25 protein-coding genes and 2 tRNA genes are annotated in these 26,431 nt (G+C 64.0%); 17 read left to right on the top strand and 10 right to left on the bottom strand.

The genetic code is table 11. From position 1 onward, the window contains the following. Positions 1–343 precede the first annotated feature (343 nt). Positions 344–802, top strand: a complete 459-nt coding sequence (locus BMI88_RS09765) for an MmcB family DNA repair protein (protein WP_078549754.1) — start codon at positions 344–346, stop codon at positions 800–802. 3 nt (positions 803–805) lie between these two features. Here the strand turns inward: BMI88_RS09765 and BMI88_RS09760 are convergent, their stop codons facing one another. Further along, positions 806–1,015, bottom strand: coding sequence for a DUF6324 family protein (locus BMI88_RS09760; RefSeq protein ID WP_078520339.1), 210 nt, complete (start codon positions 1,013–1,015; stop codon positions 806–808). A 130-nt stretch (positions 1,016–1,145) separates the two neighbouring features. On the opposite strand from BMI88_RS09760, the gene BMI88_RS09755 reads away from it, so the two are divergent. The 4 genes from BMI88_RS09755 to BMI88_RS09740 all read left to right on the top strand — a co-directional run bounded on the left by BMI88_RS09755 (position 1,146) and on the right by BMI88_RS09740 (position 5,839). Next, positions 1,146–1,222: transfer RNA gene (locus tag BMI88_RS09755), tRNA-His, on the top strand. A 100-nt stretch (positions 1,223–1,322) separates the two neighbouring features. Beyond that, on the top strand, positions 1,323–1,886 hold the full coding sequence (locus BMI88_RS09750; protein WP_078548156.1) for a PAS domain-containing protein: 564 nt from the start codon (positions 1,323–1,325) through the stop codon (positions 1,884–1,886). Positions 1,887–2,052: 166 nt separating this feature from the next. After that, the gene (locus BMI88_RS09745; RefSeq protein ID WP_246831858.1) at positions 2,053–5,475 is read left to right on the top strand and encodes a CheR family methyltransferase; all 3,423 of its coding nucleotides are present in this window, start codon (positions 2,053–2,055) and stop codon (positions 5,473–5,475) included. Continuing rightward, positions 5,450–5,839, top strand: coding sequence for a response regulator (locus BMI88_RS09740; protein WP_210402025.1), 390 nt, complete (start codon positions 5,450–5,452; stop codon positions 5,837–5,839). Before BMI88_RS09745 ends, BMI88_RS09740 begins: the two co-directional genes overlap by 26 nt. Here the strand turns inward: BMI88_RS09740 and BMI88_RS09735 are convergent. Continuing rightward, complete coding sequence (locus BMI88_RS09735; protein ID WP_078548151.1) at positions 5,823–6,719, bottom strand: LysR substrate-binding domain-containing protein; 897 nt, start codon at positions 6,717–6,719, stop codon at positions 5,823–5,825. The genes BMI88_RS09740 and BMI88_RS09735 overlap by 17 nt on opposite strands. 115 nt (positions 6,720–6,834) lie before the next feature. On the opposite strand from BMI88_RS09735, the gene BMI88_RS09730 reads away from it, so the two are divergent. From BMI88_RS09730 to BMI88_RS09715, 4 genes are all read left to right on the top strand, one after another. Next, positions 6,835–7,899: a putative sulfate exporter family transporter gene (locus BMI88_RS09730; RefSeq protein ID WP_078548149.1), complete on the top strand. Its 1,065-nt coding sequence runs from the start codon at positions 6,835–6,837 to the stop codon at positions 7,897–7,899. Between the two features lie 149 nt (positions 7,900–8,048). Further along, positions 8,049–8,528, top strand: a complete 480-nt coding sequence (locus BMI88_RS09725) for a MarR family transcriptional regulator (protein WP_078541919.1) — start codon at positions 8,049–8,051, stop codon at positions 8,526–8,528. Beyond that, a complete protein-coding gene (locus BMI88_RS09720; protein WP_078548146.1) occupies positions 8,525–10,300 on the top strand; it encodes a hypothetical protein in 1,776 nt (591 codons plus the stop codon). The genes BMI88_RS09725 and BMI88_RS09720 overlap by 4 nt, the downstream gene beginning before the upstream one ends. Positions 10,301–10,304: 4 nt before the next feature. Continuing rightward, positions 10,305–11,345, top strand: coding sequence for an HlyD family secretion protein (locus BMI88_RS09715; protein WP_078548144.1), 1,041 nt, complete (start codon positions 10,305–10,307; stop codon positions 11,343–11,345). 503 nt (positions 11,346–11,848) lie between these two features. On the opposite strand, the gene BMI88_RS09710 is transcribed toward BMI88_RS09715, so the two are convergent. Beyond that, positions 11,849–11,923, bottom strand: a tRNA-Gln gene (locus BMI88_RS09710). A 99-nt stretch (positions 11,924–12,022) separates the two neighbouring features. On the opposite strand from BMI88_RS09710, the gene BMI88_RS09705 reads away from it, so the two are divergent. Then, positions 12,023–13,213, top strand: coding sequence for an NAD(P)/FAD-dependent oxidoreductase (locus BMI88_RS09705; protein WP_078548141.1), 1,191 nt, complete (start codon positions 12,023–12,025; stop codon positions 13,211–13,213). A gap of 139 nt (positions 13,214–13,352) precedes the next feature. Here the strand turns inward: BMI88_RS09705 and BMI88_RS09700 are convergent, their stop codons facing one another. Beyond that, on the bottom strand, positions 13,353–14,657 hold the full coding sequence (locus BMI88_RS09700; protein WP_078548139.1) for a UDP-glucose/GDP-mannose dehydrogenase family protein: 1,305 nt from the start codon (positions 14,655–14,657) through the stop codon (positions 13,353–13,355). Positions 14,658–14,969: 312 nt separating this feature from the next. Between BMI88_RS09700 and BMI88_RS09695 the strand changes: the two genes are divergently transcribed. From BMI88_RS09695 to BMI88_RS09680, 4 genes are all read left to right on the top strand, one after another. Next, positions 14,970–15,158 (top strand): hypothetical protein, encoded by a 189-nt coding sequence (locus tag BMI88_RS09695; RefSeq protein ID WP_172976163.1) that lies wholly within the window; start codon positions 14,970–14,972, stop codon positions 15,156–15,158. Positions 15,159–15,430: 272 nt separating this feature from the next. Next, positions 15,431–16,474: a TRAP transporter substrate-binding protein gene (locus BMI88_RS09690; RefSeq protein ID WP_078548137.1), complete on the top strand. Its 1,044-nt coding sequence runs from the start codon at positions 15,431–15,433 to the stop codon at positions 16,472–16,474. 162 nt (positions 16,475–16,636) lie between these two features. Continuing rightward, positions 16,637–16,954 carry an antibiotic biosynthesis monooxygenase gene (locus tag BMI88_RS09685; protein ID WP_078520328.1) on the top strand — a complete coding sequence of 106 codons (318 nt, stop codon included), beginning with the start codon at positions 16,637–16,639 and terminating at the stop codon, positions 16,952–16,954. A 102-nt stretch (positions 16,955–17,056) separates the two neighbouring features. Next, positions 17,057–17,329: a hypothetical protein gene (locus tag BMI88_RS09680; RefSeq protein WP_078520327.1), complete on the top strand. Its 273-nt coding sequence runs from the start codon at positions 17,057–17,059 to the stop codon at positions 17,327–17,329. Between the two features lie 15 nt (positions 17,330–17,344). On the opposite strand, the gene BMI88_RS09675 is transcribed toward BMI88_RS09680, so the two are convergent. Continuing rightward, positions 17,345–17,797 carry a YdcF family protein gene (locus BMI88_RS09675; protein ID WP_246831857.1) on the bottom strand — a complete coding sequence of 151 codons (453 nt, stop codon included), beginning with the start codon at positions 17,795–17,797 and terminating at the stop codon, positions 17,345–17,347. 88 nt (positions 17,798–17,885) lie between these two features. On the opposite strand from BMI88_RS09675, the gene BMI88_RS09670 reads away from it, so the two are divergent. Continuing rightward, the gene (locus BMI88_RS09670; RefSeq protein ID WP_078548133.1) at positions 17,886–18,485 is read left to right on the top strand and encodes a rhodanese-like domain-containing protein; all 600 of its coding nucleotides are present in this window, start codon (positions 17,886–17,888) and stop codon (positions 18,483–18,485) included. 3 nt (positions 18,486–18,488) lie between these two features. Here BMI88_RS09670 and BMI88_RS09665 read toward each other — a convergent pair whose 3' ends face one another. Continuing rightward, entirely contained in the window at positions 18,489–19,202 is a 714-nt protein-coding gene (locus tag BMI88_RS09665; RefSeq protein WP_146673537.1) for a DUF6782 family putative metallopeptidase, read from the bottom strand. 41 nt (positions 19,203–19,243) lie between these two features. Then, a complete protein-coding gene (gene uvrB, locus BMI88_RS09660; protein ID WP_078549752.1) occupies positions 19,244–21,427 on the bottom strand; it encodes an excinuclease ABC subunit UvrB in 2,184 nt (727 codons plus the stop codon). 413 nt (positions 21,428–21,840) lie between these two features. On the opposite strand from uvrB, the gene BMI88_RS09655 reads away from it, so the two are divergent. Together BMI88_RS09655 and BMI88_RS09650 are read left to right on the top strand one after the other, a co-directional pair. Continuing rightward, complete coding sequence (locus BMI88_RS09655; protein ID WP_078520323.1) at positions 21,841–22,152, top strand: ETC complex I subunit; 312 nt, start codon at positions 21,841–21,843, stop codon at positions 22,150–22,152. A 356-nt stretch (positions 22,153–22,508) separates the two neighbouring features. Continuing rightward, the gene (locus BMI88_RS09650; RefSeq protein ID WP_078548129.1) at positions 22,509–23,039 is read left to right on the top strand and encodes a hypothetical protein; all 531 of its coding nucleotides are present in this window, start codon (positions 22,509–22,511) and stop codon (positions 23,037–23,039) included. 70 nt (positions 23,040–23,109) lie between these two features. Here the strand turns inward: BMI88_RS09650 and BMI88_RS09645 are convergent, their stop codons facing one another. The 3 genes from BMI88_RS09645 to BMI88_RS09635 are packed head-to-tail and all read right to left on the bottom strand — an operon-like array spanning position 23,110 to position 26,266. Next, entirely contained in the window at positions 23,110–24,315 is a 1,206-nt protein-coding gene (locus tag BMI88_RS09645; protein WP_078520321.1) for an ABC transporter permease, read from the bottom strand. Continuing rightward, entirely contained in the window at positions 24,315–25,019 is a 705-nt protein-coding gene (locus BMI88_RS09640) for an ABC transporter ATP-binding protein (RefSeq protein WP_078548127.1), read from the bottom strand. The genes BMI88_RS09645 and BMI88_RS09640 overlap by 1 nt, the downstream gene beginning before the upstream one ends. Then, positions 25,016–26,266, bottom strand: coding sequence for an efflux RND transporter periplasmic adaptor subunit (locus tag BMI88_RS09635; protein ID WP_078548125.1), 1,251 nt, complete (start codon positions 26,264–26,266; stop codon positions 25,016–25,018). Before BMI88_RS09635 ends, BMI88_RS09640 begins: the two co-directional genes overlap by 4 nt. Between the last annotated feature and the right edge of the window lie 165 nt (positions 26,267–26,431).

Genomic DNA, 26,431 nt, shown 5'->3' with positions numbered 1-26,431 from the left:
GACCGATCCGGCGGGGCTTTTTGCTGTCTTGCGATGGGTGGAGTGACGGAAACCGCAGCAGACGTGTAGACGAGAGTTCCCGGAGACCTGAAAAGTCAGGTGGGCGCCAGATACCGAGGCCAGGACCCCGGCAGAGCCAGCTCCCTCAGGAATGGTATAGGCCACTGGAAAAGGGTCTTTCACAGAAAGAGCAGTAACCGTCAGACCCCCAGATAGGGGTGAAATCGGGTTCCGACAAGGGGGGAGAATGAACAGCGCGTCTCGCGCGTCTTATGTGCGGCGGGGAAGGGCGCGTGTGCTGGGCGACTGGACTTTTGTTCACACTTCGTTCATGTTTGTCCGCATGACGCAGATTCCGCTTTCCGAACTTCAGCCGGGCCAGGTGCTCGCGCGTGGCACGGCCCGCGCGCTGTCCGAGCTGGGGCTCGACAGTTTGCCGGAGATGGTGCTGCGCCCAAGGTTGCGCGCCGATCTGATGGCGATCGACCGGAAGGGCGAAATCTGGATCGTGGAGTGCAAGTCGAGCCGCGCCGATTTCACCTCGGATCGGAAATGGGACGGCTATCTGGAGTGGTGCGACCGCTATTTCTGGGCGGTGGATCAGGATTTCCCCACGGATCTTCTGCCCGAGGGGACGGGGCTTTTCATCGCGGATGGCTACGGGGCCGAGATGATCCGCGAGGCGCCGCTGTCCAAGCTTGCGCCGGCGCGGCGCAAGGCGCTGACGCTCGATTTCGCGCGCGCGTCGGCACGGCGGTTGCAGCGGCTGTGCGATCCGGGCGCGATACCGCCCGGATTTTGAGGCTCAGCGCTTCTTGCCCTTGCCGCCCTTGCTCATTTCACGCGCAGCTTCCGCGGCTGCCTGCAGTTCTTCGGCGATTTCCATCGCCTCGTCGGGATCGAAATCGAGCGGTAGCTCGACGCCTTCGCCCTCGACATAGATCCGCACCATTCCGAGCGAGGTCGGGCCGATTTGCAGATTCGCGGAGATGTCGCTTTCCTTGTCGATGCTCATCGAAAACTCCTGAGAGGTTGGATGGAAAATGCACCTAACCCCCGCGACGTGCGCAGGCAAGACTTGGTGCGAATTTCTCGTCATCGGACACTTGCATTCCGCGCGCGAGGGGTCTAAATCCCGCGCCAGTGCCGCCTTAGCTCAGTTGGTTAGAGCGCTGGATTGTGGATCCAGAGGTCCCCCGTTCAAGCCGGGGAGGCGGTACCATCCCCCCCCTTCAAATCGGTTATCGGTGGTATTTCGCCTCGCGCGCTGGACTTTTCCGCGCAATGATCAATCTTGTTTTCTCAAACGCAGCGGAGGCTTCATGCCCGTTTACACAGATTACGAACTGCCAGATGCGCTGGTCAGCTATTGCGACAAGTCGAATGTCGCACTGACCATTGCCGCGGCTGATCGTGAGGATGTGCCGCTTGTCTACGTGAATCAGGCGTTTCTCAATCTGACCGGGTATTCCGCTGAAGAGGTGCTGGGGCAGAACTGCCGCTTCCTCCAGGCAGGGGCCGCGACCGAGGAAGAACGCTCTGCGATGCGGGAGTTCATCGACGACGAGGACATCTCCGCGGGCCGTTTCCGCGTCACCAACAGCCGCGCGAATGGCGAAACCTTCCAGAATTTCGTCTTCATGACGCGTCTGCGCGAACCCAATGGAGAGACGCGCTTGTTTCTCGGGTCGCAGTTCGACCTCACTTCCGCGGCAGAACGTCAGAACGTGAAGGTCGACATCGCTGCGCATGACGAGAGCCTGCTGCGCAATGCCGACGATCTCGCCGCGATGTCGCGCGGATTCGGTCTCGCGATGATCGGCTCTGCGAAGGTTCTGTCGGAGAGCCTCTCCACGATGGCCACGATTATCTACCGCGAGGGCTAAGAATGGCTGCGGCCACGGTTATGTGTTCAGTACTATGTCAAATGTTATTGCAGGGCCCTGAGGCTAGTGACACCGATCTCCGGATGAACTGCAAAGAGAACTATAGAGAAGGGCGCGCAGGCCGCGCCCTTTTGGACGCGCGCTGCGCGGATCGGCGGGCCGTGCAGTGACGGACGCCCCCGAGGATCTATACGTTGTCGGCATCGGCGCCTCCGCTGGTGGGCTTGAAGCGCTTCGCGATCTGCTGGAGCCCGCGCGGGTGGATGACCCCAGCGCCTATGTCGTGGTTCAGCATCTCGATCCGAACCACGAGTCGCTTCTGGCGGAATTGCTCGGCCGGTCGACCTCGCTCGAAGTGTTGCAGGCCGAAGACGGCGCGAAGCTGGAGGCCGGACACGTTTACACGATCCCGCCGGGTTACGGGCTGGAGGTCGAAAACGGGCGCCTGAAGCTTTCGGAATTCGCCCAACCCCGCGGTCTGCGCCGTCCGATCGACGATTTCTTCGTGTCGCTGGGCCAGGATCTCGGGCGCCGCGCGGTCTGCGTGATCCTGTCGGGCACCGGCACGGATGGCTCCGTCGGGCTGCGGGCGGTGAAGGAGCATGGCGGCTTCTGCATCGCGCAGGATGCAACGGCGCGTTACGATTCCATGCCGAATTCGGCGGTCGCGACCGGGATGGTCGATGTGGTCAGCGCGCCCTCCGACGTGATCGCGCGGATCACCGAGTTCCGCAATGTCGATCCGGATCAGGTGAACACGGCGCCGCCGGTCTCTGGCACGCTGGATGAGATTTGCGCGGCGCTGCACCGTCTGACGGGGCATGACTTCGCGCAATACAAGCGTTCGACGCTCGAGCGTCGGATTCAGCGCCGGATGCAGGTCGTGGGCATTCTGCACCCGCGCGAATATCTCGAACGGCTCGAACGCGAAGAGGACGAGCCTCTGGCGCTGCTGGGCGACCTTCTGATCAACGTCACCCGCTTCTTCCGGGACAGCGCGCATTTCGAGGCGCTGAACGAGACGGCGATCAAGCCGATGGTCGAGAAGGCCGAAGATGGCGGCGCGCTGCGCATCTGGGTGCCGGGGTGCTCGAGTGGCGAGGAAGCCTACACGCTGGCGATGCTCGTCGACCGGGCGATCCATGCGAGCGGCAAGGAAATCGATTTCCAGATCTTCGCCACCGATATCGACGAGCGGATGCTCGCGATCGCGCGCGAGGGGCGCTATCCGGTCTCGGTCCTGCTCGATCTGCCCGAAACGTATCGCGACCTCTATACGATCGGGCGCGAGGGCAATTTCCAGATCACCGCCGCGCTGCGCGACCGGGTGCGCTTCTCGCCGCACTCGCTGATCAAGGACCCACCGTTCTCGCGGCTCGACCTGGTGTCGTGCCGCAATCTGCTGATCTATTTCGGAGAGAAGTTGCAGGCGCGGGCCCTGCCGATCTTCCACTACGCGCTCAATCCGGGGGGCGTTCTCTTCCTCGGCCCCTCCGAGACGATCGGGCGGCATGAGGAACTTTTCGATCCCATAGACGGCGCGATGCGCATCTTCCGCAGCATAGGGCCCCGGTCTCCTTATCCGACCGAACTGCCGATGCGCTCCGACCCTCATGCGCGACTTGCGCCACTCCGACCGAAGACGACTGACAGAAGAACCAAAGACTGGAACACGACCTTGGCCAGTAATCGTATCCTCGATCTTTATGCGCCCGCGACGCTGAATGTCGATCGCGATGGGGCGATCCTCGCCGCGACAGGGCGCTTGGGTAAGTATCTTGAGATCGACCCGTCCGAGACCGGGCAGGGCTATGCACAATCGCTCGCGCGCGCGGGCCTGCGCGAGGCGCTCTCCGCCGTGATCCGCGAGTCGGCGGAGCTTGGCACGCGCAAGATCGTGCGCGATGTCGAAGTGATCTCGGAAACCGGGCGGCAGCGTGTCGATGTGCTGGCCGATCCGCTCTCCGACGATACGCTGCTGATCGTTTTCCGCGACCGTGGCCCGTTCGAAGCGTTGGACGAATATGATTTCGACGAGATCGCGCCGTCGGAAAGCCATGTGCAGGTGCTCGAGGCCGAGTTGCGCGCGACCCGCAACCGCCTGCGCACGACGGTCGAAGAGCTGGAGACCGCCAACGAAGAGCTGAAATCCTCGAACGAGGAAATGATGTCGATGAACGAGGAGTTGCAATCGACGAACGAAGAGCTCGCGACGGTCAACGACGAACTCAAGACCAAGGTCGAGGAGCTTTCGACCGCGAATGCCGACCTGCGCAACATCTTCGATTCCAAGCTGCATGCGCTGGTGACGGTCGATCGCAAGCTGCGCCTGCGCAACTTCACCGATGGCGCAAGCGAGATGATCCGCCTGCGCGGCAGTGACCGTGGACGTCCGCTCGACGACATCCAGAACCTGCTCGACACGCCCGAGGTGATGATCGAATTGATCAATGTGGTTCTCGAGGGCGAGTTGCCGCGGCCGCGCCGGGTCAAGTCCACCGAGCTCAACAAGGTCTGGTCGCTCTCCGCGACGCCGTATCTGAATTCGCGCGGCGAAGTGGAAGGCGCGACGCTCGTTTTCACCGACATCACCGAGGCACTGCGACTCGAGACGGAGCTGACCCAGAAGGGTGAGCGGCTGCAACTCGCACTGGAAATCGCGCAGATCGGCATCTGGTCGATCGTCGAACCGAATGGCGAAGTCGAAGTCGAAATCGACGAGGCCGTCGCCGCCTTCTTCGAACTCGAAGCGGCCGGAACCTATCCGATCGAGCGGTTCTTCGAACGCATCGCGGAGCATGACCGTGTGCGTGTCGAACAGGCGGTGCGCGAGGCCCGCGAGACTGGATCCGAACTCGAAGTCGACTACGAACTCGACCTCCCCTCCGGCACGAAGCGCCATCTGCGCGCAACGGGTCGGACGATGGGCGAGGGGAATGAAAACCGCCTGCTGGGGCTCAGCGTCGATATCACCGCCGATGAAGAGGCGGCGCAGATGCGCGAGCTGATGCTGCGCGAGATGAACCACCGGGTGAAGAACCTGTTCTCCATCGTCTCGGGCATGCTGCGCATCGCGGGGCGTTCGGCGGCCAGCCCGCGCGAGTTGGTCGAAGATGTCGGCCAGCGGATCAACGCGCTGGCGCGCTCGCATGATCTGGCCCGCACTCGCACCTCTGGTGCGGCGATCCCACTGCGCGAGGTGATCGAGACGACTCTGGCCCCTTATGACGACCCGTCGAACTTCCTGATCGATGGGCCGGATGTTGATGTTCCGACGCATCACCTGACTGCTCTTGCGCTGATTTTCCACGAATGGAGCACTAATGCCGCTAAATATGGGGTATTGGGGCCGCGAGAGGGTGATCTCGAGATCACATGGTCGATGGAAAACGACGATACCGTGATACTTTCGTGGAACGAGCGGTACCGTGAAGCGTTGCAACTCGACACGAACAAACAGGGCTTCGGCTCGACGTTGGTCGATATTTCCGCAAGCCAGATATCGGCGCGGGTCGACACGCGTCAGACACCGGAAAGCCGTTGCAACAGGATTATCTTCGCGCATGAAATCGATGGCGACGCTGACTGAGAAAGCACCGAGCGAGGTGCTCCTTGTCGAAGATGAAGCCGTCGTCGCGCTTGATCTTCAGTTCATGCTCGAGGATCTCGGGATGGAGGTCTGGGGACCGTGCGCCACCGTGCGTGCGGGGCTGGACCTGGTCCGAGATCGTTTGCCCGGCGCTGCGATCCTCGACGTGATGCTGGCCGATGGCGAAGTCTACGAACTAGCCGATCATCTTCACAAGGCGGGCGTGCCGCTCCTGTTCCATTCCGGCCATGCCGAAGCCAATCAGCTACGCGAGCGCTATCCCGGCGCGGCTGTCTGCCCGAAGCCCGCGCTCCCCTCGGAGATCGAGGCGAAGCTCGCGAATTGGTTCATTCCGTCTGAGTGAGATCGTCCAGCTGGGACTGATCGATCCGTGCCAGCAGGTCGCGCGTGGCGTGGCTGACATGGTGGTCGCGGTGACGCAGCGCATAGAAGGGCCGCGGCGCGAGGTGCAAATCCCAGTCCCGGACTGTTCCAAGGCTTAGCGACCGCGCGACGACATGGGCCGAGAGTATGGTGATCCCGGCCCCTGCCTCGACCGCGCTCAGCACCGCCTCGTTCGAGGGCAGGACCAGCGCGGCTGAGAGCGCGCGCGGCGCGACACCCAGATCGGCGAGGGCCGCTTCCGCGGTAGAGCGCGTGCCAGAGCCCGGCTCGCGCAGCACCCAACTCGCCGCGCTCAGCGCGCGCGCATCCAGCTTTCCGGGGGGTGGCGCGGCACTGACCAGCATCAGCCGATCCGCCCCGATCTGAACCCGCTCCAGCTTCGCATCCTCGACATCGCCTTCGACGAGCGCGAGATCGTGCAGGCCCGCGCGCAGGCGTTCCGCTGCCTCCTGCGTGTTGCCGATTTCCAGCGTCACCTCGATCCCCGGGCGGGCTTGCCGGAAAGCGGCAAGGTAGGGCGGCAGCCAGTAGCCCGCGATTGTCTGGCTCGCGATCAGGCGGATATGCCCGCGTTCGAGCCCGCGGGTCTCGGCCAGCATCGCCTCCGCCTCGGCAAACCGAGCCAGCACCGCGCGCGCCTCGGGCAGAAAGGCGCGGCCTTCCTCGGTCAGCGAAATCCCCCGCCCGATCCGGTCGAACAGCTTGATCTCATGACGCGCCTCGAGCGCCGCAATGGCGGCTGAGGCCGTCGATTGCGTCATGTTCAGCCGGGCGGCGGCGCGGGTCATGTGCTGCTCTTCCGCAACCGCGACGAAAACACGGAGTTGTTCGGGGGTCATGCATGTCTCCGGCTCTATTGATCGACAAAAACGATCATATCTACAAAAACATTTCGTTTGAAGAATGAATTGGCGCGGGCAATTACAGGACAAGACCAGACGATAGGAGGCCGCCGTGCCGCACCATTCGACCCTTGCCTGCAGCCTCACCCGCCCGCGGCTTGCGCTTCGCGCCTTCGCGCCGGGGCTTGGGTTGAGCATCGGCGTCGCCGCGCTCGCGGCCTTGGGCGGTTTTGCTGAGCACGCGCTGTTCGGAGCGGCATGGCTGGAGCCGCTGGTGCTTGCGATCCTCATCGGTGCGGTGGTGCGCTCCCTCTGGACACCGCCTGCGCGCTTCGATGCCGGTATCCGATTTTCCGCCAAGACGGTGCTGGAGATCGCGATCGTGTTGCTTGGCGCCTCGGTGAGTGCGCAGACGCTTCTGTCGGTGGGGCCGGGGCTTCTGGGCGGCATCGTCGCGGTGGTCGCGCTGATGGTGCCCGCCGCCTACCTGCTGGGGCGGGCCCTGCGCCTACCGGCCCGCATGGCGCTGCTGATCGCTTGCGGCAATGGTATATGCGGGAACTCCGCCATCGCCGCCGTCGCCCCGGTGATCGACGCCGATAGCGACGATGTCAGTGCCGCAATCGCGTTCACCGCCGTGCTGGGCGTCGCGGTGGTGCTGTTGCTGCCGGTGGTCGGCCATGTCGCGGGGATGAGCGTGCATGGCTATGGCATCCTGTCGGGGATCACCGTCTACGCGGTGCCGCAGGTTCTGGCTGCCGCAGCGCCGATGGGGGCCGCGGCGATCCAGCTCGGCACTTTGGTGAAGCTGGTGCGGGTCCTGATGCTGGGGCCGATCACGGTGGTGCTGTCGCTTCTTGCGCCGCATCTGCCGGACGACGGGCGCTCTGCCGCGCCGGAGGGCCGCATGCGGCGCGGGCTGATGCCGCCGCTCTTCATCCTCGGGTTTCTCGGGATGATCGTGCTGCGCTCTGCCGGGGCGCTGCCGGAGGCTGCGCTTGCGCCGATGGGGCAGGGGGCGTCCATCCTGACGGTGATCGCGATGGCGGCGCTGGGGCTTGGCGTCGATGCGCGGGCGGTGGCAGCCGCCGGGCCGCGTGTGATCGCGACGGTGACGCTGTCGCTCGTCATGCTGGTCGGCGCAGGTCTCGGGCTTGTGACCTTGCTTTCCGCCTGAGCGCGAACGCTGAATGACAGCGCGATCCGGGGCCTTTCGCAATTTCGCACGGCCCCCTGTGCGGGCTGCCTGTGTTGATCCTCGCGACCGAGACGATATGTGGGATGGGACGAAAACGTTAGCAGGCTAACTTTATTCCCGAGGCCCCCATGTCCGACCGCGCCGCCATTACATCCGCACCCACCGAAGCCGCCCGCCGCGACCGTGCCGAGTTGACGCGCACGATGATGCTGCTGGCGCGGTCGGTGCGCGCGATGTTCGACGCGCAGGCGCGGGACATGGGGCTGACCTTCGCGCGGGCGCAGGCGATCCTTGCGATCTCCCGCGACGAGGGGCTGAACCAGACGCAGCTGGCCGAGATGCTGGCGATTGAGACGCCGACGCTGAACCGGACGCTCGACGGGCTGGAAAAGCTCGATTTCGTGGAGCGCCGCGCCGATCCCGACGACAAACGCGTCCGCCAGATTTTCCTCACCGAACATGCCCGCGCAAATGCCTCCGAGATCGAAACCTTCGTCGAGGCTCTGCGCGCCCGGCTCTACGACGGTATCGACGCCGAGGAGGTCGCCCGCGCCCGCGAGACGATGGAGAGGATGCAGGCCAATCTCGAAAGGATGCGCGGCGAATGAACTCCCAGATTCGCGACATCAACGGCCCGGACGCGAGTCCGACGGCTGCCGAACCGGTATCGCCGCGCGATCGCGTGCGGCCCGAGGCGGCTCCGGTCAACGACGCCGAGATCGCGCAGAACGAGGCCGCAGAGGCTGAGACCGCCGAGACGGAGACCGCGCCCCAGCCCGCCGCGCCTGCGGAGCCTGACCATTCCACGCCCAAGCGGCTCGTCTATGCCAGCGCCGCCGTCTTCGTGGCGCTGTCGCAATCGCTTGCCACCGGCTTCGTCTCGGCCAACCTGCCGCAGCTTGCGGGCGATTTGCACGCCACCACGAACCACACCTATTGGGTGATGGCGGCCTTCATGGCACCGCGCGCCTCGATGCCGCTGATGCTGATCCGCATCCGCGACCAGTTCGGCCTGCGCCGCTTCGCCGAGGTCGGGATCGTCTGCTTCGTGCTGGCGATGGTGCTCAATCTCTGGGTGGACGATCTGCATTCCGCGGTCATCGTGGCCTTCCTGAGCGGCTGCGCCGCAGCCCCGTTGTCGAGCCTCGGCTTTCTTTACATGCTGGAGGCCATTCCCGCCGCTCAGCGCCTCAAGGTCGCGATCCCCGCTGTCCTGACGATGATCATGGTGGGCAGGCCCTTGGCGCGGGTGCTGCTGCCCGAACTCACCGCGAATGCCAGTTGGCACGCGGTGAGCCTGTTCCAGATGGGCATGGCGCTGGTGGCGCTGGCACTGATCTTCGCGCTGCCACTGACGCCGCGCCCGCTGCAAAAGGTTCTCAAGCCGCTCGATTTCGTCTCTTTCACGCTGCTCGCGGTTGGCTTCGGTGCATTCACCAGCGTCTTCATGTTCGGTGCGCTCGACTACTGGACGCAGACCGAATGGCTGGGCGTGGCGCTCGTCGCTGCGATCGTGATGGTCGCGGGCGCGGTGCTGATCGAAATGCAGCGGGCCAATCCTCTGATCGATTTTCATTGGTTGCTGAGCCCGCCGATCCTGCATCTGGCGGGGACCCTGCTGGTGTTCCGTATCGCGCTGGCCGAACAAAGCGCGGGCGCCGTCGGTTTCCTGCGCACGATGGGGCTGCAGCCCGGGCAGGAGCAACTGCTGTTCGGGATCATCGCGCTGTCGATGCTGGCCGCGACCGGTGTCCTGATGCTGACCAATAGCGGAGCGCGCGCGCCGCTGTTCCACGGGATCGCGCTGGTGTTGATCGCGGCAGGGGCGTGGCTCGACTCGCAATCGACCGCGCTCACCGGGCCCGAGCAGATGTATCTTAGCCAAGCGATGATCGGCTTTGCCGGTATCCTGTTCCTGCCGCCAGCGATGGCGAAAGGGTTGGGAGCTGCCTTCGCGAAGGGGCCGCACTACCTGCTGAGCTTCGTCGTGCTGTTTCTGGCCACGCAATCCATCGGCGGGGTTATCGGCTCCGGTCTGTTCCGGAGCTTGGTGGTCGACCGCACCGCCTATCACATGGCGCAGCTTTCGCCGCAGATATCGGCCGACAACCCGATGTTGAGCCAGACCCTCGCGCAGAGTGCCGCATCGCTGGGCAGCCAGACTGCGGATGCCGGGGCGCGGGCAGGGGCCGCGCTGTCTTCCGTCGCCTCTACGGTGCAGCAGCAGGCCACTATTCTCGCCTATGACGATGCGTTCCGCGCCGTGTTCTGGTTCGCGCTGGCGGCCTTGGCCGGACTGATCGCCCATGTCGCCCTGCGCCAAAGCTGGCCCCTCCCGCGCCTGCGCCTCACGCCCTCCACCCCCGTTTCTACGAGTTGATCCGATGTCACAGACCCGCCGCTATCTCGCTTCCGCCCTGATCCTTCTCATCGCGCTCGCCGGTGTCGCGACCGTGCTCTACGCATGGCGCCTGCCGCCGTTCCGTTCTGACGTGGCCTGGACCGACAATGCCTATCTGCAGGGCAAAGTTACGCCGATCTCTGCACAGGTCGCGGCCGAGGTCACGGCTGTGCCGGTCAGTGATTTCGAAGAGGTCAAGAAAGGCGACGTGCTGGTGCGGCTCGATGATCGCGCGCTGAAAGCGGCGGTGGAGCAGGCGCAGGCTGCGCTCGAGACGGCGAAGGCCGCGCAGTCGAACGGGGCGCAGGCGGTGAATTCGGCGAAAGCTACGCTCGAGGCTAAGCAGGCTTCGCTCGCCTCGGCGAAAGCAGCTCAAGCCACGGCGCAGACCGCGCGGGACCGGGCGTCAAAACTGACGAAGAAAAGTTATGTCTCGCAATCGGATGCCGATCAGGCGCAGCTTACGCTCGATCAGGCGAAGGCGGGCGTACAGGAGGCGCAAAGCGCCATCGACGTGGCCGAGCAAGCGGTGCAGACGGCGGAACTAAACAAACGCTCGCTCGCCGCGAAAACCGATGCGGCTCAGGCCGCGCTGGATGCGGCGCAGGTGGCGCTCGATCACGCGGTGATCCGTGCGCCCGAGGATGGGCGGCTGGGCCAGGTCTCGGCGCGAGTCGGCAAATTCGTCAGCGCCGGATCGACGCTGGTGTCGCTCGTGCCCTCCGATCTCTGGCTGATAGCGAATTACAAGGAGACTCAACTTGCGGGGCTGCAGATGGGCGAGCCGGTGACCTTTACCGTCGATGCGCTGGGAAAGACCGAGTTCAAAGGCCATATCGAGCGGTTCTCGCCCGCGACGGCAGGGCAGTTCAGCCTGCTGTCGGGCTCCAATGCGACCGGGAATTTCACCAAGATCGCGCAGCGCGTGCCCGTCCGGATCGCGATCGATCCCGATCAACCGCAGGCCCAACGACTGGCCCCGGGTCTGTCCGCCGAGGTCAGCGCCCCGCAGCACGGATCGTGATCCGCCGTCAGCTATGCGGAAGGCGCAGCGCGGCTATGTCGAATAAGCTGTTTCTGCGGCGCAGCATTTGTGCGAAAAAGATTTCAACGCAGCGAGCAACTCGTTGCAACAGTTCCTGAGGCTCTCTCCTCCTCCCTGAGCCTCGGAAATTGGCGGTGGCCTCTCTCCTCCTCCCTGAGGTCACCGCCTCCTCCTCCCCTTGGATGACCGACATGCGCCACTAAACGGCGCCGGCTTCAATCGTGAAAACGCGTTCGAGCTGTTGATCGGCGCGACCACATGAAAGTCCGGTTGGAATAGTTGGTCAGCGTGATTCCGGCGGCGAAGTGAAGCCGTTCGTCCTCGAGCGAAAGGTGCTGCGATTTGTGGCCTTGGATTGAGGCGAGAGAGCACAGCTCTGGAAGCGTCCCGTCGCCGCCTCGTGTCGCCAAGCCAGCCAGCCGCCGATCTCATGGCCTGAGCGGCCAGCGAAACCTCAAACAATTCAGTTCTACTGAGAAAAGTGGCTGGGGCGGTAGGATTCGAACCTACGGTGCGCGGTACCAAAAACCGGTGCCTTACCACTTGGCTACGCCCCAACGTGGGGGGGTATGTAGCCAAGTGGGCGCGGGGCTTCAAGAGGAAAATCCGACAAATTTCGATTGCGCGTCACGCGCCGCTACGGCAAGCGAGACGGCATGGAAAATTGCGATGTTTTAGTGTTGGGCGCAGGGGCTGCCGGACTGATGGCCGGGATCGAGGCGGCGCGACGCGGGCGCTCGGTGCGGGTGCTCGACCATGCGCGGCGCCCCGGCGAGAAGATTCGAATCTCTGGCGGCGGGCGGTGCAACTTCACCAACCGTCTCTTGACCCGGCAAAACGCGACCGAACGATTCCTGTCGCGCAATCCCCGCTTCGCGCTCTCGGCGCTGTCGCGCTACACGCCCGCGGATTTCATCGCGCGGCTCGATGCGGCGGGGATCGCCTGGCACGAGAAGCATCTGGGGCAGCTCTTCTGCGACGGGAAGGCGACGCAGATCATCGACCTGCTGCTGCGCGATCTGCGCGCGGCAGGGGGCGTGCTCTCGCTCGAGACGGAGATCGAGCGGGTGGAGCGCGCGGGCGACGGCTTCCTCGTCACAACCTCGCAAGGCCCGATCCGCGCGGCTTCGGTGATCGTGGCGACGGGCGGCAAGTCGATCCCGAAGATGGGCGCGTCCAGCCTCGGCTACGAAATCGCGCAGACATTCGGCCTCGATATCGTGGAAACGCGACCCGCTCTGGTGCCGCTGACCTTCGCCGAGCAGGATCTGGCGCGCACCGCGACGCTGTCGGGTCTCGCACGGCCCGTCGATCTGCGCCTCGGCAAGACGCATTTCGCCGAGGATCTGCTGTTCACCCATCGCGGGCTGTCAGGGCCCGCCATCCTGCAAATCTCCAGCTATTGGCGCGAGGGTGACACGCTCAAGGTCGATCTCGCGCCGGGCAATGACATCGCGGCGGCCCTGTCGGAGCAGCGCGACGCGGCGGGCCGGCAGGCGCTGCACAATGCGCTCGCGCGGCATCTGCCCGAAAAGCTCGCGCATTTCGTGGTGGCGGAGGCGAAGCTATCGGGGCGGCTGGCCGAGCAATCGAACAAGGACCTCGCCAAGCTCGACGATCAGATCCATCGCTGGCAGGTGCGGCCGGTCAGCTCGGAAGGGTATCGCACGGCGGAGGTCACGCTGGGCGGCGTGTCGACCGATGCGCTCGATGCAAAGACGATGCAGGCGAAGCAGGTGCCGGGGCTCTATTTCATCGGTGAAGTGGTGGACGTCACCGGCTGGCTCGGCGGCTACAACTTCCAGTGGGCCTGGGCGTCCGGCTGGGCCGCAGGGCAGGTGGCCTGAGCGGCTGACCCTTCCTCTTGGGAAAAATATCCCGGGGGGCCCGAAGGGCGGGGGCAGAGCCCCCTCCCTCTTAAGTATTGTCGCCCTCCGGTGACGGGGGCAGAGCCCCCTCCCGGATCGATTTCTATGCCGTCAGGCCTTACCGCCCGACCGCGACGTAATCCGCGAAGCCCGCCTTCCTGACGTCCTTCTCGGCGTAGATGTTGCGCAGGTCGGCCATGCGCGCGGTCTCCATCGTCGCTGCGATCTTCTGCAGGTCGAGCGCGCGGAACTCGTTCCACTCGGTCAGGATCACCACGCAATCGGCCTTCTCGGCTGCCGCATAGGCATCGTCCATCCAGGACACGCCCGGCAGCAGCGCTTCGCCCTCGCGCTTGCCCTGCGGATCGACCACGCGCACCTTCGCGCCGCCGCCCACGAGCGCGGGCACGATGGTCAGGGCAGGCGCCTCGCGCATGTCGTCGGTGTTCGGCTTGAAGGTCACGCCATAGATCGCGATCGTCTTGCCGTTGACCGAGCCGCCGCAGAGATCGACGACTTTCTCGATCATCCGGCGCTTGATGTCGTCATTCACCTTGATGACCGTCTCGACGATCTCCATCGGGCAGGAATAGTCCTGACCGATCCGCGCCAGCGCCGCGGTGTCCTTCGGGAAACACGAACCGCCGTAGCCCGGGCCCGCATGGAGGAACTTGTTGCCGATCCGGCCGTCGAGCCCCATGCCGCGCGAGACCTGCTTGATATCGGCGCCGGTCTTCTCGCAGAGCCGCGCGATCTCGTTGATGAAGGTGATCTTCGTCGCGAGGAACGCGTTGGCCGCGTATTTGATCATCTCCGCGGTTTCCAGATCGGTATAGAGGATCGGGAATTCGCGCAGGAAAAGCGGGCGGTAGATTTCGCCCATCACGGCTTCGGCCTTCTCCGAGGTGGTGCCGACGACGACCCGGTCGGGCCGCATGAAATCGTCGATCGCCGCGCCTTCGCGCAGGAATTCGGGGTTCGAGGCCACGTCGAATTCGATGTCGGGGCGGGTTTTGCGCACGACCTCGGCGACCTGACGGTTGGTGCCCACCGGCACGGTCGATTTCGTCACGATCACCGCGTAGCCGGTCATCGCGTTTGCGATCTCCTCGGCGGCGGCCATCACATAGGTCAGATCCGCATGGCCATCGCCGCGCCGCGTCGGCGTGCCCACCGCGATGAAGACCGCATCGGCGTCTGCCACCGCAGCCTTGAGATCGGTGGTGAAGGAAAGACGCCCGCCTTCAACATTCTTCACCATCAATTCGTCGAGCCCCGGCTCGTAGATCGGCACGCGGCCGCCCTCGAGCATTTCAATCTTCGCGGGGTTCTTGTCGACGCAAACGACCTCATGGCCGAAATCGGAGAAACACACCCCCGAAACAAGGCCAACATAGCCCGTGCCGATCATCGCGATTTTCATATTCTCGTCCTTGCCTGTGCTGTGTCGGTGCCTTGATTCCCGGGCGGCGAAATTGCAAGCCGGTTCCGGACAAGTTCTCGTAATTCTTCTCAGAATCCGCGTCGCTCCAGAAGCGCGGAATGGTAGCCTGTGCCGCGTTAGACACGAATTCTGGGCATTTCATGCAAGAAAAGTGCCAAAGTGCAACAGTCTTCGCCTCTGCGTGAATGGGCCGTGTATTTCACTCTTTGCAATCCTGGGAAGCTGTGTAAGTCTCGCCGGGAAGCTGCCAGAAAAGTCCGGCGGCTCCCTACGGTAATGACGGAGATTACTATGAAAAAGATCGCTACCATCGCCCTGGCCCTCGGCCTCACCGGTTCGACCGCTTTTGCTGGCGGCTACACCGCTCCGGTCGTCGAGCCCGAGCCCGTTGTGGTTGAGCAGTCGTCGTCCTCGAACGCCGGCATCATCATCCCGGTTCTGCTGCTGCTCGGCGTTGCTGTCGCAGCCTCGAACAACTAATTTCGGGTAACACCGAATTGGAAGGGGCCGGACGTACGCGTTCCGGCCTTTTTCATTTCCGGAGATACGGGGTAGGGCCTGACGCTCCGGGGACAGGAAAAACCCGCGCTTGGCGCGGGTTTTTCTTTTGCGGGAAGGAGCGGTTTTGCCATGCGTCGAGTACCGCTGCTGTCGTCGCACGACAGGTCCCGTCATCTCGCGAAAAGCAAAACTGGACGTTGGGGGCATCCGCCGGGTAAATCCGCTTTGGACCGCGTGAGAGGGAGACCCGCATGAGCCAGAGATTTACCCGCCGTGAGAGTTTCGCCCTTGCCGCCGGTGCCGCCGCCTTGGCCGCGCCGCCTGTGCTGGCCGCAGAGCCCGAGGTCACGCTGCGCCTGCATCAATTCCTGCCGCTGACCAGCTTCGTGCCCGCCCATATCCTCACCCCTTGGATCAAGGCGGTCGAAGAGGCGTCGCAGGGCCGGGTGCGCATCCAGCATTACCCCTCGATGCAGCTTGGCGGGAAGCCGACCGATCTTATCGATCAGGTCACTGACGGGGTTGTCGACATCGTCTGGACGCTGCCGGGCTACACGCCGGGGCGGTTCCCGCGCACCGAGGTGATGGAGCTTCCCTTCCTGGTCGCCGAGGCCGAGGCCGCGTCTGCCGCGCTGTGGGAGCTGGCGCAGGCGGAGATGGTCGATACGGATTTCCGCGACATTCACCTGCTGGGGACCTGGGTGCACGGGCCGGGCGTGATCCACGCGAACAAGTCCGTGCGCGCGATCCCCGATTTCGAAGGGCTGAAACTGCGTGGCCCGTCGCGGGTCACGACGAAGCTGCTCGAGCATTTCGGCGCGACGGCTGTCGAGATGCCGGTCCCGGCTGTGCCCGAGGCGCTCTCGCACGGGACGATCGACGGGGCGCTCCTGCCTTGGGAGGTCTCGGCCTCGCTGCGGATCGGCGAGCTGGTCCATCATCACACGCAATTCGCTGGCCCCTCGATCTACACGGCGAGCTTCATTCTCGCGATGAACAAGGACCGCTACGCCGCGCTCGACCCCGATCTGCAGGCCGCGATCGACAGCGTCTCGGGCGTTGAGTTTTCGGCGCAGGCGGGACACCTGCAGCAGGCCGAGGATATCCCCTCGCGTCAGGCCGCGATGGATCTGGGCAATGAGATCATCACGATCCCGGCCGAGGATACGTCGATCTGGAAAGACGCCTCGCAGCCGGTGATCGACGCATGGGTTGCCGAGATGGAAGAGAAGGGGGTGCCGGGTGAAGAGTTGCTGACCTCCGCCCGTGCCTTGATCGAGAAACATTCGTTCTGAGGATGAGGCGCAGTGAGCTGGTTCGTGGGCGCCGATCTGATCCGCATCGCGCTGACCGTGGCGGTCCCGGCGCTGGCGCTTCTGCCACTCTGACGCAGGTCCGCAAAAGAGCGGTGATTTCTGCGCGCTTCTGTGCGAGCATGAGGCCGAGGAGGACCGCCCATGACCGAGATTACCAGCGATTTCAAAGGGCAGACCGTGATCTGCACCTTCGAGATGACGCCCGCCACAGCCGACGAGTTGATGGAGAAGCTGCAAGCCGCCTATTCCGAGGTGATCTCGAAAGCGCCCGGTTTCATCGGCGCGGGCCTGCATATGAACGACGCGCGCACGCGGATCGCGACCTATTCGAAATGGAACGAGCGGGGCGACTATCAAGCGATGCTGCGCAGCCCCGAGATGATCTCGCGCAACCGCGTGATCTACACGCTGTGCCGCAATTTCGAGCCGGTGATGTACGAGGTCTCGGCCGATTTCTGACGGACCGGCGTGCGTATTGCTGCGCTGCCGAATTGGTCGCGTGGAGAGGGAACTTCGGGGCGCTCTTCGCGTTGTTGTGAAAAGACATATCGGAGTGACATCATGGAAAGCGTTCTGCAAGCAATCGGCACGGTCGGGCTGATCTTTCTCGTGCTCGCAGGTCTTCTGGCGGGCTGGATCGCGAGCGTCGTCTCGGGTGGGCGTCACAAGGCCGCCTATCTGGCGATCGGCGTGGTCGGCGCCCTGATCACCCCCTTCATCGTGGCCCTTCTGGGCGGGGCGGTGCTTGCGGCGGGCGGTCTGCTTGCGATCATTGCCATCGCGCTTGTCGGCGCGGTCATCGTGCTGGTCATCGGCAAGATGATCCTCGACTGACGCAAGGCACGCGCCTCAGGGCAAAGGCCCGCCGCGCGCCAGCCACCATCCCAGCTTCAGGTAGGCGAACCCTTCACGGGCGCGGGCCTTCGCGCTCGCCCGATGCGGCGGGCAGTCCGCGCGCGCCCGCAGCCCCATCTGCCGCGCGATCATCACCGCGCGCGGCGCGTGATAGGGGTCAGTGACGATGATCACCTCGTCGCTCTCCAGATGCGCCCGGGCGAAGCCGATATTCTCGTAAGTAGTGGTCGAGCGGTCCTCGAGCGTGATCGCCCCGTCGTCGACGCCTTCCGCGCGCAGGATCCGGGCCATCACTTCGGCCTCGCTCGGCGGATGCCGCCCGACACCTCCGCAACAGATCACCCGCTCCGCCGCGCCGGAATGCCAGAGCGATGCCGCGTGACGGGTGCGCCGCAGCAATGTGGGCGAGGGGGCTTCTTGCGCCCAAACCGCTGCACCAAGGATCAAAATCGCTCTCATTTCGTTGAGCTAAAGGTCCACACTGCCGGCGACAAGGCTGGCAGTCGTGTTATGATCACGAAAAAGGGAGGTTAACATGCGTTTCATTTTTCTTGCCGCGCTGCTGGCTGCCGTGCCTGTTTTGGTCGAGCCCACTTTCGCCGAGCCGGTCAATATTCGCCCCGACGTCATGTCCGTCACAGTCGACACTGCCAACGGGCCGGTCGAGATCAAGCGGATTCAGGATAACGAGAACAAGCTCGAGGGCGATTGGGCCAAGACCTCGCGCCCCTGTCCGAGCTTCTGCATCCAGCCGATGATCCCGGCCCCCGGCGTGACCCCGGTGGGGGAGCTGGAGATGATGGAATTTCTCAAGGATCCCAACGTCGTTGTCATCGATGGGCGGGTGACCCGCGACTTCGAGGGTGGTGCAATCCCCGGTGCGATCAACATCCCCTATACCCAAGCCGCCGACCGTCTGGGCGAGTTGGGCTGCGAGCCCGATTTCGAGGGCTTCATCTGCGACGGCGAGGACGTGAAATCGGTCGCGCTTTACTGCAACGGCCCGTGGTGCGGCCAGTCGCCCGCCGCCGCACGCCGCATGATCGAAGCCGGTTTCCCGGCGGAGAAGATCTATTACTACCGCGGCGGGATGCAGCAATGGCGGCTGCTGGGGCTGACGGTCAGCGGTGGCTGAACCTCAGTCTCCGGGCTCTGTGCACGGGTAGGCTTCGCCATCTGGCAGTCGGCAAAGCGCGTCGAAGAAGCTGCTGGAAAGCCGATCGTAGCTGAGCATTCTGTGTTCCCGGTCGCGGGACTCGAGATAATCGCTGCACGACGCGAGGTAGTATAGCTCGCGTCGTGCATCTTTCGCGTACCACTGGGTGAAAGCGGCGCTGGCCGCGCTGATAAGGTCGCCCGAGCGGCCCATTTCTGTCTCGAAGGCTGCGGCGATATCGTCCTGCATCGGCCATCCTGCAAGCGCGTCCCAGGCGTCGGGCATCCCGGCTTCGCGCAGATCCCAAGCCACAGCGAGGCTGAAGGTCGTCGCATCCGCCTCCATCGCGAAGATCGCGCGGGCATTTTCCTTCATCGACAGGTTCGGATCGGGACAGGAACCGTGGAATTTCTGCTCCAGATGGCGCAATTCGTGAATCAGAACTGCCTTTTGCAGGGCGGGTGCCATGTCGGTGGCGATCACGAGCCGGGAGGAGCGCGGCTCGAAATATCCCCGCGCATCGTGCAGCGTGTCGGCGAGACACAGCTCGCCAGCGTCTTGAAAGAGCGCGACATGCAGGCTCGGCCAGCGGTCGAGGGCGGGACGCAACTGCGTGACGAGCGCTGCGATTTCGGGCGGCTCATCGAAGGGTGGGGCGGCACAAGTGAGGATCTGGGCGTGCGCCGGTCCGGTCATCACACCGAGCCAGGCGCTCAGGGCAATGTACCGGGCGCGCCTCACCGACCCTTCTTCCGCTTCACACCCCCGCGCTGACCCGGCCGTCCCGCAGTTGACCGGCCCTGCGCTTTGACCGCGGCCTCGCTGGCCGCCTCCACCGCCGATTGCCGCGCGAGCGGGTCGTCGTGGACGGCGAGGTCCACCGCTTCCAGACGTTTCACCTCGTCGCGCAGGCGGGCGGCTTCCTCGAATTCCAGATCCTCGGCGGCCTTGCGCATCTTGGCGCGCATGTCGTCGAGATGCGCCTGCAGGTTCGCGCCGGGTTTGACCGCATCGACCTTGGCGGTGACGCGCGACATGTCGGTGTCGCCCTGATAGAGACCGGCCAGAACGTCATCGACATTCTTCTTGATCGTCTCGGGCGTGATGCCGTGTTCCTCGTTATAGGCGATCTGCTTGGCGCGGCGGCGGTCGGTTTCGTCCATCGCGCGCTGCATCGAGCCGGTGATCCTGTCGGCATACATGATGACGCGGCCCTCGGAGTTCCGCGCGGCGCGACCGATGGTCTGGATCAGCGAGGTTTCCGAGCGCAGGAAGCCTTCCTTGTCGGCATCGAGGATCGCGACCAGCCCGCATTCGGGAATGTCCAAACCTTCGCGCAGCAGGTTGATCCCGATCAGCACGTCGAACGCGCCCAAGCGCAGGTCGCGCAGGATTTCGATCCGCTCGATCGTGTCGATATCGGAGTGCATGTAGCGCACGCGAACGCCCTGTTCGTGTAGGTATTCGGTCAGATCCTCGGCCATGCGTTTGGTCAGCGTGGTGACCAATGTGCGATAGCCGCGCGCGGCAACGGTGCGGATCTCATCGAGCACATCGTCCACCTGCGTCTCGACCGGGCGGATCTCCACGACCGGGTCCAAGAGGCCCGTGGGGCGAATGACCTGTTCGGTGAAGACGCCGCCGGTCTGTTCCAGCTCCCATGCGGCGGGGGTGGCCGAGACGAAGACCGATTGCGGGCGCATCGCGTCCCATTCCTCAAATTTCAGCGGGCGGTTATCCATGCAGGACGGCAGGCGGAAGCCATGTTCAGCCAGCGTGAACTTGCGCCGATAGTCCCCGCGATACATGCCGCCGATCTGCGGCACGGTGACGTGGCTCTCGTCCGCGAAGACGATCGCGTTGTCTGGGATGAATTCGAAAAGGGTGGGCGGCGGCTCACCCGGTGCGCGGCCGGTGAGATAGCGCGAGTAGTTCTCGATCCCGTTGCAGACGCCGGTCGCCTCCAGCATCTCCAGATCGAAATTCGTACGCTGTTCAAGGCGTTGCGCCTCCAGCAGCTTGCCTTCCTCTTCCAGCTGCTTCAGCCGGAGCGCCAGCTCCTTGCGGATGCCCTTCGCGGCTTGCTGCAGGGTCGGGCGCGGCGTGACGTAGTGGCTGTTCGCATAGATGCGGATTTGGTCGAAACTGTCGGTCTTCGCCCCGGTCAGCGGATCGAATTCGGTGATCGCCTCCAGCTCTTCGCCGAAGAAGGAGAAGCGCCAGGCGCGGTCCTCCAAGTGGGCGGGCCACAGGTCCACCGTGTCGCCCTTCACGCGGAACGCGCCGCGCTGGAAGGCCGCATCGAGTCGCTTGTATTGTTGCGCCACAAGTTCGTTGATGAACTTGCGTTGCTCGATCAGATCGCCGGTCTTGAGGTCCTGCGTCATCGCCGAATAGGTCTCGACCGAGCCGATACCATAGATGCACGAGACCGAGGCCACGATGATCACGTCGTCACGCTCCAGAAGCGCCCGGGTGGCCGAGTGGCGCATCCGGTCGATCTGCTCGTTGATCTGCGATTCCTTCTCGATATAGGTGTCCGAGCGCGGCACATAGGCTTCGGGCTGGTAGTAGTCGTAGTAGGAGACGAAATATTCCACCGAGTTGTCGGGGAAGAAGCTCTTGAACTCACCGTAGAGCTGCGCGGCCAGCGTCTTGTTCGGCGCGAGGATGATCGCGGGGCGTTGGGTTTCCTCGATCACCTTGGCCATGGTGAAGGTCTTGCCCGTACCCGTCGCCCCCAGCAGCACCTGATCGCGTTCGAGCGCCTCGACGCCGGAGGACAGCTCTGCAATCGCGGTCGGCTGGTCGCCGGCCGGGTTGAACTGAGTCTGCATCACGAACCGCTTGCCGCCTTCCAGCTTGGGGCGGGTGAGCACGTCGGGGCGTTCGGAGGGCAGATTGGTATTGTTGTGAGGCATCGCGCAGACCTTTTGCTTGCCCCCCAAAGTTGTCCTCTTTTCGTTCGCATTCAAGGGTTTGCGAAAGGCGTTACGGAAGGCTTAACGCGGAGTTTAGAATTGTCTATATTTAACAGGGGCTTGCGTCTCCGTTTGGCTTGAATTCATGGCGGGGCGCGCGCATCTTGCCTTTTGCAAGCAGCATCAGATTGCCGGCCGGCGCACCACCCCCACCTCTTGCTCCCCAGCCGGTCGGCAGTTCCTCAACTTACGGGTGCTCCCGGTATCCTCCCGGCACGGCGGGCGGCGGCGTCATCGAAGGGTCCGGCATGTCATGCACGATCGCCGCGCATCTTTCGGCTTTGCGCTCCGGGGCTTGCGATTTGGCTCAGATGCACTAAGAAAAGTCAGAGGTATCGCAGAGGAGTTTGCCCATGCGCGCGCGCATCTACCAACCCGCCCGCAACGCCATGCAATCGGGCACCGCGAAGACGCGGTTCTGGTATCTCGACTATGTCGCCTCCGACGCGCGTGAGATCGACCCGCTGATGGGCTGGACCAGCTCCAACGACACGCAGGCCCAAGTGCGGCTGCGCTTCGAGACCCGCGAGGCCGCCGAAGCCTATGCCAAGGAAAAGGGCATAGATTACGTCGTGACGGAGCCGCATAAGCGCGCCCCGAATGTCCGTGCCCGCGGCTATGGCGAGAACTTCGCGACCGACCGCCGCGCGAACTGGACGCACTGAATACCTGCGCCAGCGGCGAAAGCTGTCCCGGCTAAGGGGGAGCTTTTCCGCACCGCGACCCCGCGCATTCCACGTGAATGAAGCTGGCGCGTCAGGCTGCGTTTCGGTTTCCTCCAGCTTTCCAACCTGTGCCACCGACGGTCTCGCGCAGGTTCGAACGTGGTTCGAATCTCTGACATAACTCCGTGTTCCGGCCCAAGAGCCCGTCGCTTTGTTCCTTGGCATTATCGCGCTCACGATTTTCGACGTTTGAGCAGAGTTTTTCCGAGCCTGCTCGCGCTCAGGAACGGTGATCTTTCTGCAGTGTTCTCTGTCTGCCGGCTGACGGTCGGCGCATGAAATGCAAGGAGAACACTATGACCTACACCATCAAGTCGATCGCTCTCGCAGGTATTCTGGCCACTGCCGCGCCCGTTGCGGCCCTGGCTCAGGCTGACGTATCCACCGGAACGGACGCTGGCGCATCGGTCTCGGCGCAGGCTGCAGGCGCTGATGTCGGCGCAAGCGCGGATATGGGCGCATCGACGGACGCCGCAACGACTGCGGGCTCGAATGGTGGAATGGGCCAAGATGGGTCGGTGAAGACCTATGGTCAGCTCGTCGCGGACCTTCAGGCCAATGGCGCTGCGTCCACCGACCAGTTCGCCGATTATGAAGTGGGAACCGATGGCGAAGCCAAGATCGTCGCTCTGTCCGATCTGAAGGGTGAAGGCGCCGAGAATGGCTCCGCGGCTCTCGAGAACGCAATGGGCGCTGACGTGGATGCCGATTACAGCCAGCTTCCGTCCAGCGTCTTCGATGGCACCGACTACACGCCCGAGGATGTCGCTGCCGCCTATATCAACGCCGAAGGCAATCTGATCGTCGTGGTCGACAACAACGCCTGATCACCTTCGACGATACATGATCCCGAAGCCCCCTGTCCTACGCGACAGGGGGCTTTTTTGTGCCTGATATCTACTGATAATGCAGGGCGTCAATCGGATCGAGCCGGGCTGCCCGGCGTGCCGGAAAGTAGCCGAAGACCATCCCCACCACGGCGGAGAAGCCGAAGGCGAGGGCGATGACGTTCAGGCTGGGCGAGAAGGGGATCGCCATGATCTGCGCCGCGACATAGGCGAGGCCGAGGCCGAAGAGAATCCCGATGATCCCGCCCAGAACCGACAGCACCACCGCCTCGACCAGAAACTGCATCAAAACCTGATGCGCCTGCGCGCCGACCGAGAGGCGGATGCCGATCTCGCGGGTGCGCTCGGTCACCGAGACGAGCATGATGTTCATGATGCCGATCCCGCCCACGAGCAGGCTGACCGCCGCGACGGAGGAGAGCAGGCCGGTAAGAACCGAATTGACCGAATTCAGCATCGAACTCAGCTCGGCCATGTCGAAGACCGAGAAGTCGTCGTCTTCGCCGATGGCGATGCGGCGGCGCTCGCGCATCAGGGCCTCGATATCGGAGGTGGCCCGCTCGACAGAGGCCGTTCGGGCCACCTGAAGCGAAATCGAAGAGACGTCCTGACTGCCCATCAGCCGCCTTTGCACCGTTCGGACCGGCATCAGCACGAGGTCGTCCTGATCCTGCCCGAAGGACCCGGCGCCCTTGGATTTCAGCACGCCGATCACCTCGCAGGAGATCGACTTGATGCGGATCTTCTCGCCGGTCGGATCGGTCGCGCCGAACAGGGTTGTCCGCACGGTTTCGCCAATGATGCAAAGATTGGCGCCGCTGCGGTCCTCGGCCGGGGTGAAGCTGCGCCCGAGCGCGATCGTCCAGCCGCCGATCTCGAGATAGGGCGACGTCGTGCCGGTGATCGATGTCGTGCGATTGTTGTTGCCGAAGACCGCCGTGGCTGCGGTCGAGACGACAGGTGCGACCGCCGAGAGGCTGCTCAGGTCCTCCAGCGCTTCTGCATCCGATAGCTTGAAGGGCGGGGCGGTATCGCGCGATCCGGGCCCCATCATCCGCGCCCCCGAGCGCAGGACCAGCACATTCGTCCCGAGCGATTCCACATTGGCCGAGACCTGTTCGGAGGAGCCTTGTCCGACGGTCACCATCGCGATGACGGCGGCAACCCCGATCACCACGCCCAGCACGGTGAGAAAGGACCGAAGCGCGTTGCGGATGATCGCGGTAAGCGCGAGGCGGATGGTTTCCCAAAGCATCACAGCGCTCCTTCGTGCATCTTCTCGTCGCGCACGACGCGGCCATCGGTGAAGACGACGAGGCGGGAGGCATAGGCGGCCATGTCCTCTTCATGGGTGACCATGACGATGGTCAGCCCGGTCTCGCGGTTGAGGTCCTGCATCAGATTCATGATCTCGACGCTGCGTTTGGTGTCGAGGTTGCCCGTGGGCTCGTCGGCGAGCATCACCATCGGCTCGCCTGCAAGCGCCCGCGCGATGGCGACGCGTTGCTGCTGACCGCCCGAGAGCTGCGACGGCGTGTGATCCTCGCGCCCCTCAAGTCCGACCCGCGCCAGAGCCTGACGGGCCCGCCCCACGCGCTCGGACTTGCGCATCCCCTTGTAGATCAGGGGAAGTTCGACATTTTCCAGCGCGGTTGTGCGCGGCAAAAGGTTGTAGCCCTGAAAGACGAAGCCGAGGTAGTGCCTGCGCAGCAAGGCCCGCTGGTCGCGGTTCAGGGTCGCGACCTCGACACCGTTGAACAGGTAGTTCCCCGCGGTCGGTCGGTCGAGACAGCCGATGATGTTCATCGCGGTCGATTTTCCCGACCCCGAGGGCCCCATGATCGCAAGGAATTCCCCCGGTTCGACGCGAAGGTCGACGCCATCGAGGGCGCGCACGAGGGTTTCGTCGTGGCCATAGTGGCGCTCGATCCCGCGCAGCTCGAGAAGCGGCTCACTCATCGCGATGCATCCCGCTGATCGGTGATGACCTGATCGCCGACGGCCAGATCGCCCGCGGTGACGATCGTGAACTTGCCGTTCGTCGCGCCCGGCGTGACCGCCACTTCGACGGGGGTGCCGTCGCGAAGAACCCAGACGGATTTCCCGCTCGCGGTGCCGCTCTCCGAACTCGGTCGGCTCGGCATCACGAGGCCGACGAGCCCGCTCGCGCCATTGCCCGCATCTTCGACCTCTTGCGGGGGCGCGTAGCGCAGCGCTGCATTCGGGATCAGGAGCGCGTCCTTGGCCTCGTCCACGGTGATCGTCGCCGTCGCGGTCATGCCGGGGCGCAGGAGAAGATCGGAGTTGTCGACCGCCAGCACGCCCTTGTAGGTCACGACATCGTCGGTGGTCTCGGGGGCGTAGCGCACCTGCGTGATCGTCGCCGGGAAGGAACGACCGGAATAGGCATCGACGGTGAATGTCGCGTCAATGCCGACCGCGACCTGCCCGATATCCGCCTCGTCGATATCGACGAGCAACTGCATCCGGCGCAGGTCCTCGGCCAGCGTGAACAGGGTGGGCGCGGACAGCGAGGCGGCCACGATTTGACCGGCCGAGACATTGCGGTCCAGAACGACGCCATTGATCGGGGAGCGGATGACCGATTTCTCCAGATCGTCCTTCTCCAGGGCAAGGTTCGCCTCGGCCAAAGTCAGCGACGCTTTCGCGGCCTGAACCGAAGCTACGGCGCGATCGCGCTCCGCGATATAGGTGACGAAGGTGCTGTGGGTCGAGACACCGCGCCGGTCCAGCTCGGCCTGTGTCTCATAGAGCGCCGTCGCTTCCGTCTGGGTGGCTTCGGCCTGTGCGAGCTGCGCCTTGGCGGCGGCAAGCGCGGCTTCGGCATTGGCGACCTGCGCCTTGAATTTCGTGTCGTCGAGCCGCGCGAGGACCTGACCCACTTTGACCTCGTCATTATAGTCGACATCGATGCTATCGAGCGTGCCCGACAGCTCCGAAGAGACTTCGACTTTCGTCGTGGGCTGCACCGTACCGGTCGCGGTGACCGTGACGGTCAGATCCCCGCGCGTGACGGCTTGCGTCACATAGCTCGTGCCCGTGGTGTCGCCGGAGGGCGCAAGCCAGAGCCATGCGCCGAGCGCGATCACGACGGCACCCGCGCCGAAAGCCCAGAGTCGCCAGGGGCGTCCACTCTTCGCAGTGGACAGCATTTGTTCGATTTCGTCGCGGCTCTGGCTTGGCATCGTTCATCCGTTCCGGTTTCTCTCCCCGCAAGCTCGGGCGGGAGTATTACGTCCGAGAAAATGAACCCCGTCGCCCGCTATGGCTTTGCTCTAGAACAAGAAAGGAAAAAGAAACGCGCTTGTGATCGTCGGGATGATGAATTTGTGACCTGTCTTCGCCCTCTG

Origin of the sequence: Thioclava sp. F36-6 (assembly GCF_002020305.1) — a bacterium.
Lineage (GTDB): Bacteria > Pseudomonadota > Alphaproteobacteria > Rhodobacterales > Rhodobacteraceae > Thioclava > Thioclava sediminum.
The sequence above is the reverse complement of the archived record's forward strand: the minus strand, read 5'-3'. Positions and strand labels throughout refer to the sequence as shown.

Bases quoted from the DNA above. Each gene is read 5' to 3' on its own strand.
- BMI88_RS09765 (WP_078549754.1), top strand. From the start codon at position 344: ATGACGCAGATTCCGCTTTCCGAACTTCAGCCGGGCCAGGTGCTCGCG.
- BMI88_RS09760 (WP_078520339.1), bottom strand. From the start codon at position 1,015: ATGAGCATCGACAAGGAAAGCGACATCTCCGCGAATCTGCAAATCGGC.
- BMI88_RS09750 (WP_078548156.1), top strand. From the start codon at position 1,323: ATGCCCGTTTACACAGATTACGAACTGCCAGATGCGCTGGTCAGCTAT.
- BMI88_RS09740 (WP_210402025.1), top strand. From the start codon at position 5,450: ATGAAATCGATGGCGACGCTGACTGAGAAAGCACCGAGCGAGGTGCTC.
- BMI88_RS09735 (WP_078548151.1), bottom strand. From the start codon at position 6,719: ATGACCCCCGAACAACTCCGTGTTTTCGTCGCGGTTGCGGAAGAGCAG.
- BMI88_RS09725 (WP_078541919.1), top strand. From the start codon at position 8,049: ATGTCCGACCGCGCCGCCATTACATCCGCACCCACCGAAGCCGCCCGC.
- BMI88_RS09720 (WP_078548146.1), top strand. From the start codon at position 8,525: ATGAACTCCCAGATTCGCGACATCAACGGCCCGGACGCGAGTCCGACG.
- BMI88_RS09715 (WP_078548144.1), top strand. From the start codon at position 10,305: ATGTCACAGACCCGCCGCTATCTCGCTTCCGCCCTGATCCTTCTCATC.
- BMI88_RS09705 (WP_078548141.1), top strand. From the start codon at position 12,023: ATGGAAAATTGCGATGTTTTAGTGTTGGGCGCAGGGGCTGCCGGACTG.
- BMI88_RS09700 (WP_078548139.1), bottom strand. From the start codon at position 14,657: ATGAAAATCGCGATGATCGGCACGGGCTATGTTGGCCTTGTTTCGGGG.
- BMI88_RS09695 (WP_172976163.1), top strand. From the start codon at position 14,970: ATGAAAAAGATCGCTACCATCGCCCTGGCCCTCGGCCTCACCGGTTCG.
- BMI88_RS09690 (WP_078548137.1), top strand. From the start codon at position 15,431: ATGAGCCAGAGATTTACCCGCCGTGAGAGTTTCGCCCTTGCCGCCGGT.
- BMI88_RS09685 (WP_078520328.1), top strand. From the start codon at position 16,637: ATGACCGAGATTACCAGCGATTTCAAAGGGCAGACCGTGATCTGCACC.
- BMI88_RS09680 (WP_078520327.1), top strand. From the start codon at position 17,057: ATGGAAAGCGTTCTGCAAGCAATCGGCACGGTCGGGCTGATCTTTCTC.
- BMI88_RS09670 (WP_078548133.1), top strand. From the start codon at position 17,886: ATGCGTTTCATTTTTCTTGCCGCGCTGCTGGCTGCCGTGCCTGTTTTG.
- BMI88_RS09665 (WP_146673537.1), bottom strand. From the start codon at position 19,202: ATGACCGGACCGGCGCACGCCCAGATCCTCACTTGTGCCGCCCCACCC.
- uvrB (WP_078549752.1), bottom strand. From the start codon at position 21,427: ATGCCTCACAACAATACCAATCTGCCCTCCGAACGCCCCGACGTGCTC.
- BMI88_RS09655 (WP_078520323.1), top strand. From the start codon at position 21,841: ATGCGCGCGCGCATCTACCAACCCGCCCGCAACGCCATGCAATCGGGC.
- BMI88_RS09650 (WP_078548129.1), top strand. From the start codon at position 22,509: ATGACCTACACCATCAAGTCGATCGCTCTCGCAGGTATTCTGGCCACT.
- BMI88_RS09645 (WP_078520321.1), bottom strand. From the start codon at position 24,315: ATGCTTTGGGAAACCATCCGCCTCGCGCTTACCGCGATCATCCGCAAC.
- BMI88_RS09640 (WP_078548127.1), bottom strand. From the start codon at position 25,019: ATGAGTGAGCCGCTTCTCGAGCTGCGCGGGATCGAGCGCCACTATGGC.
- BMI88_RS09635 (WP_078548125.1), bottom strand. From the start codon at position 26,266: ATGCCAAGCCAGAGCCGCGACGAAATCGAACAAATGCTGTCCACTGCG.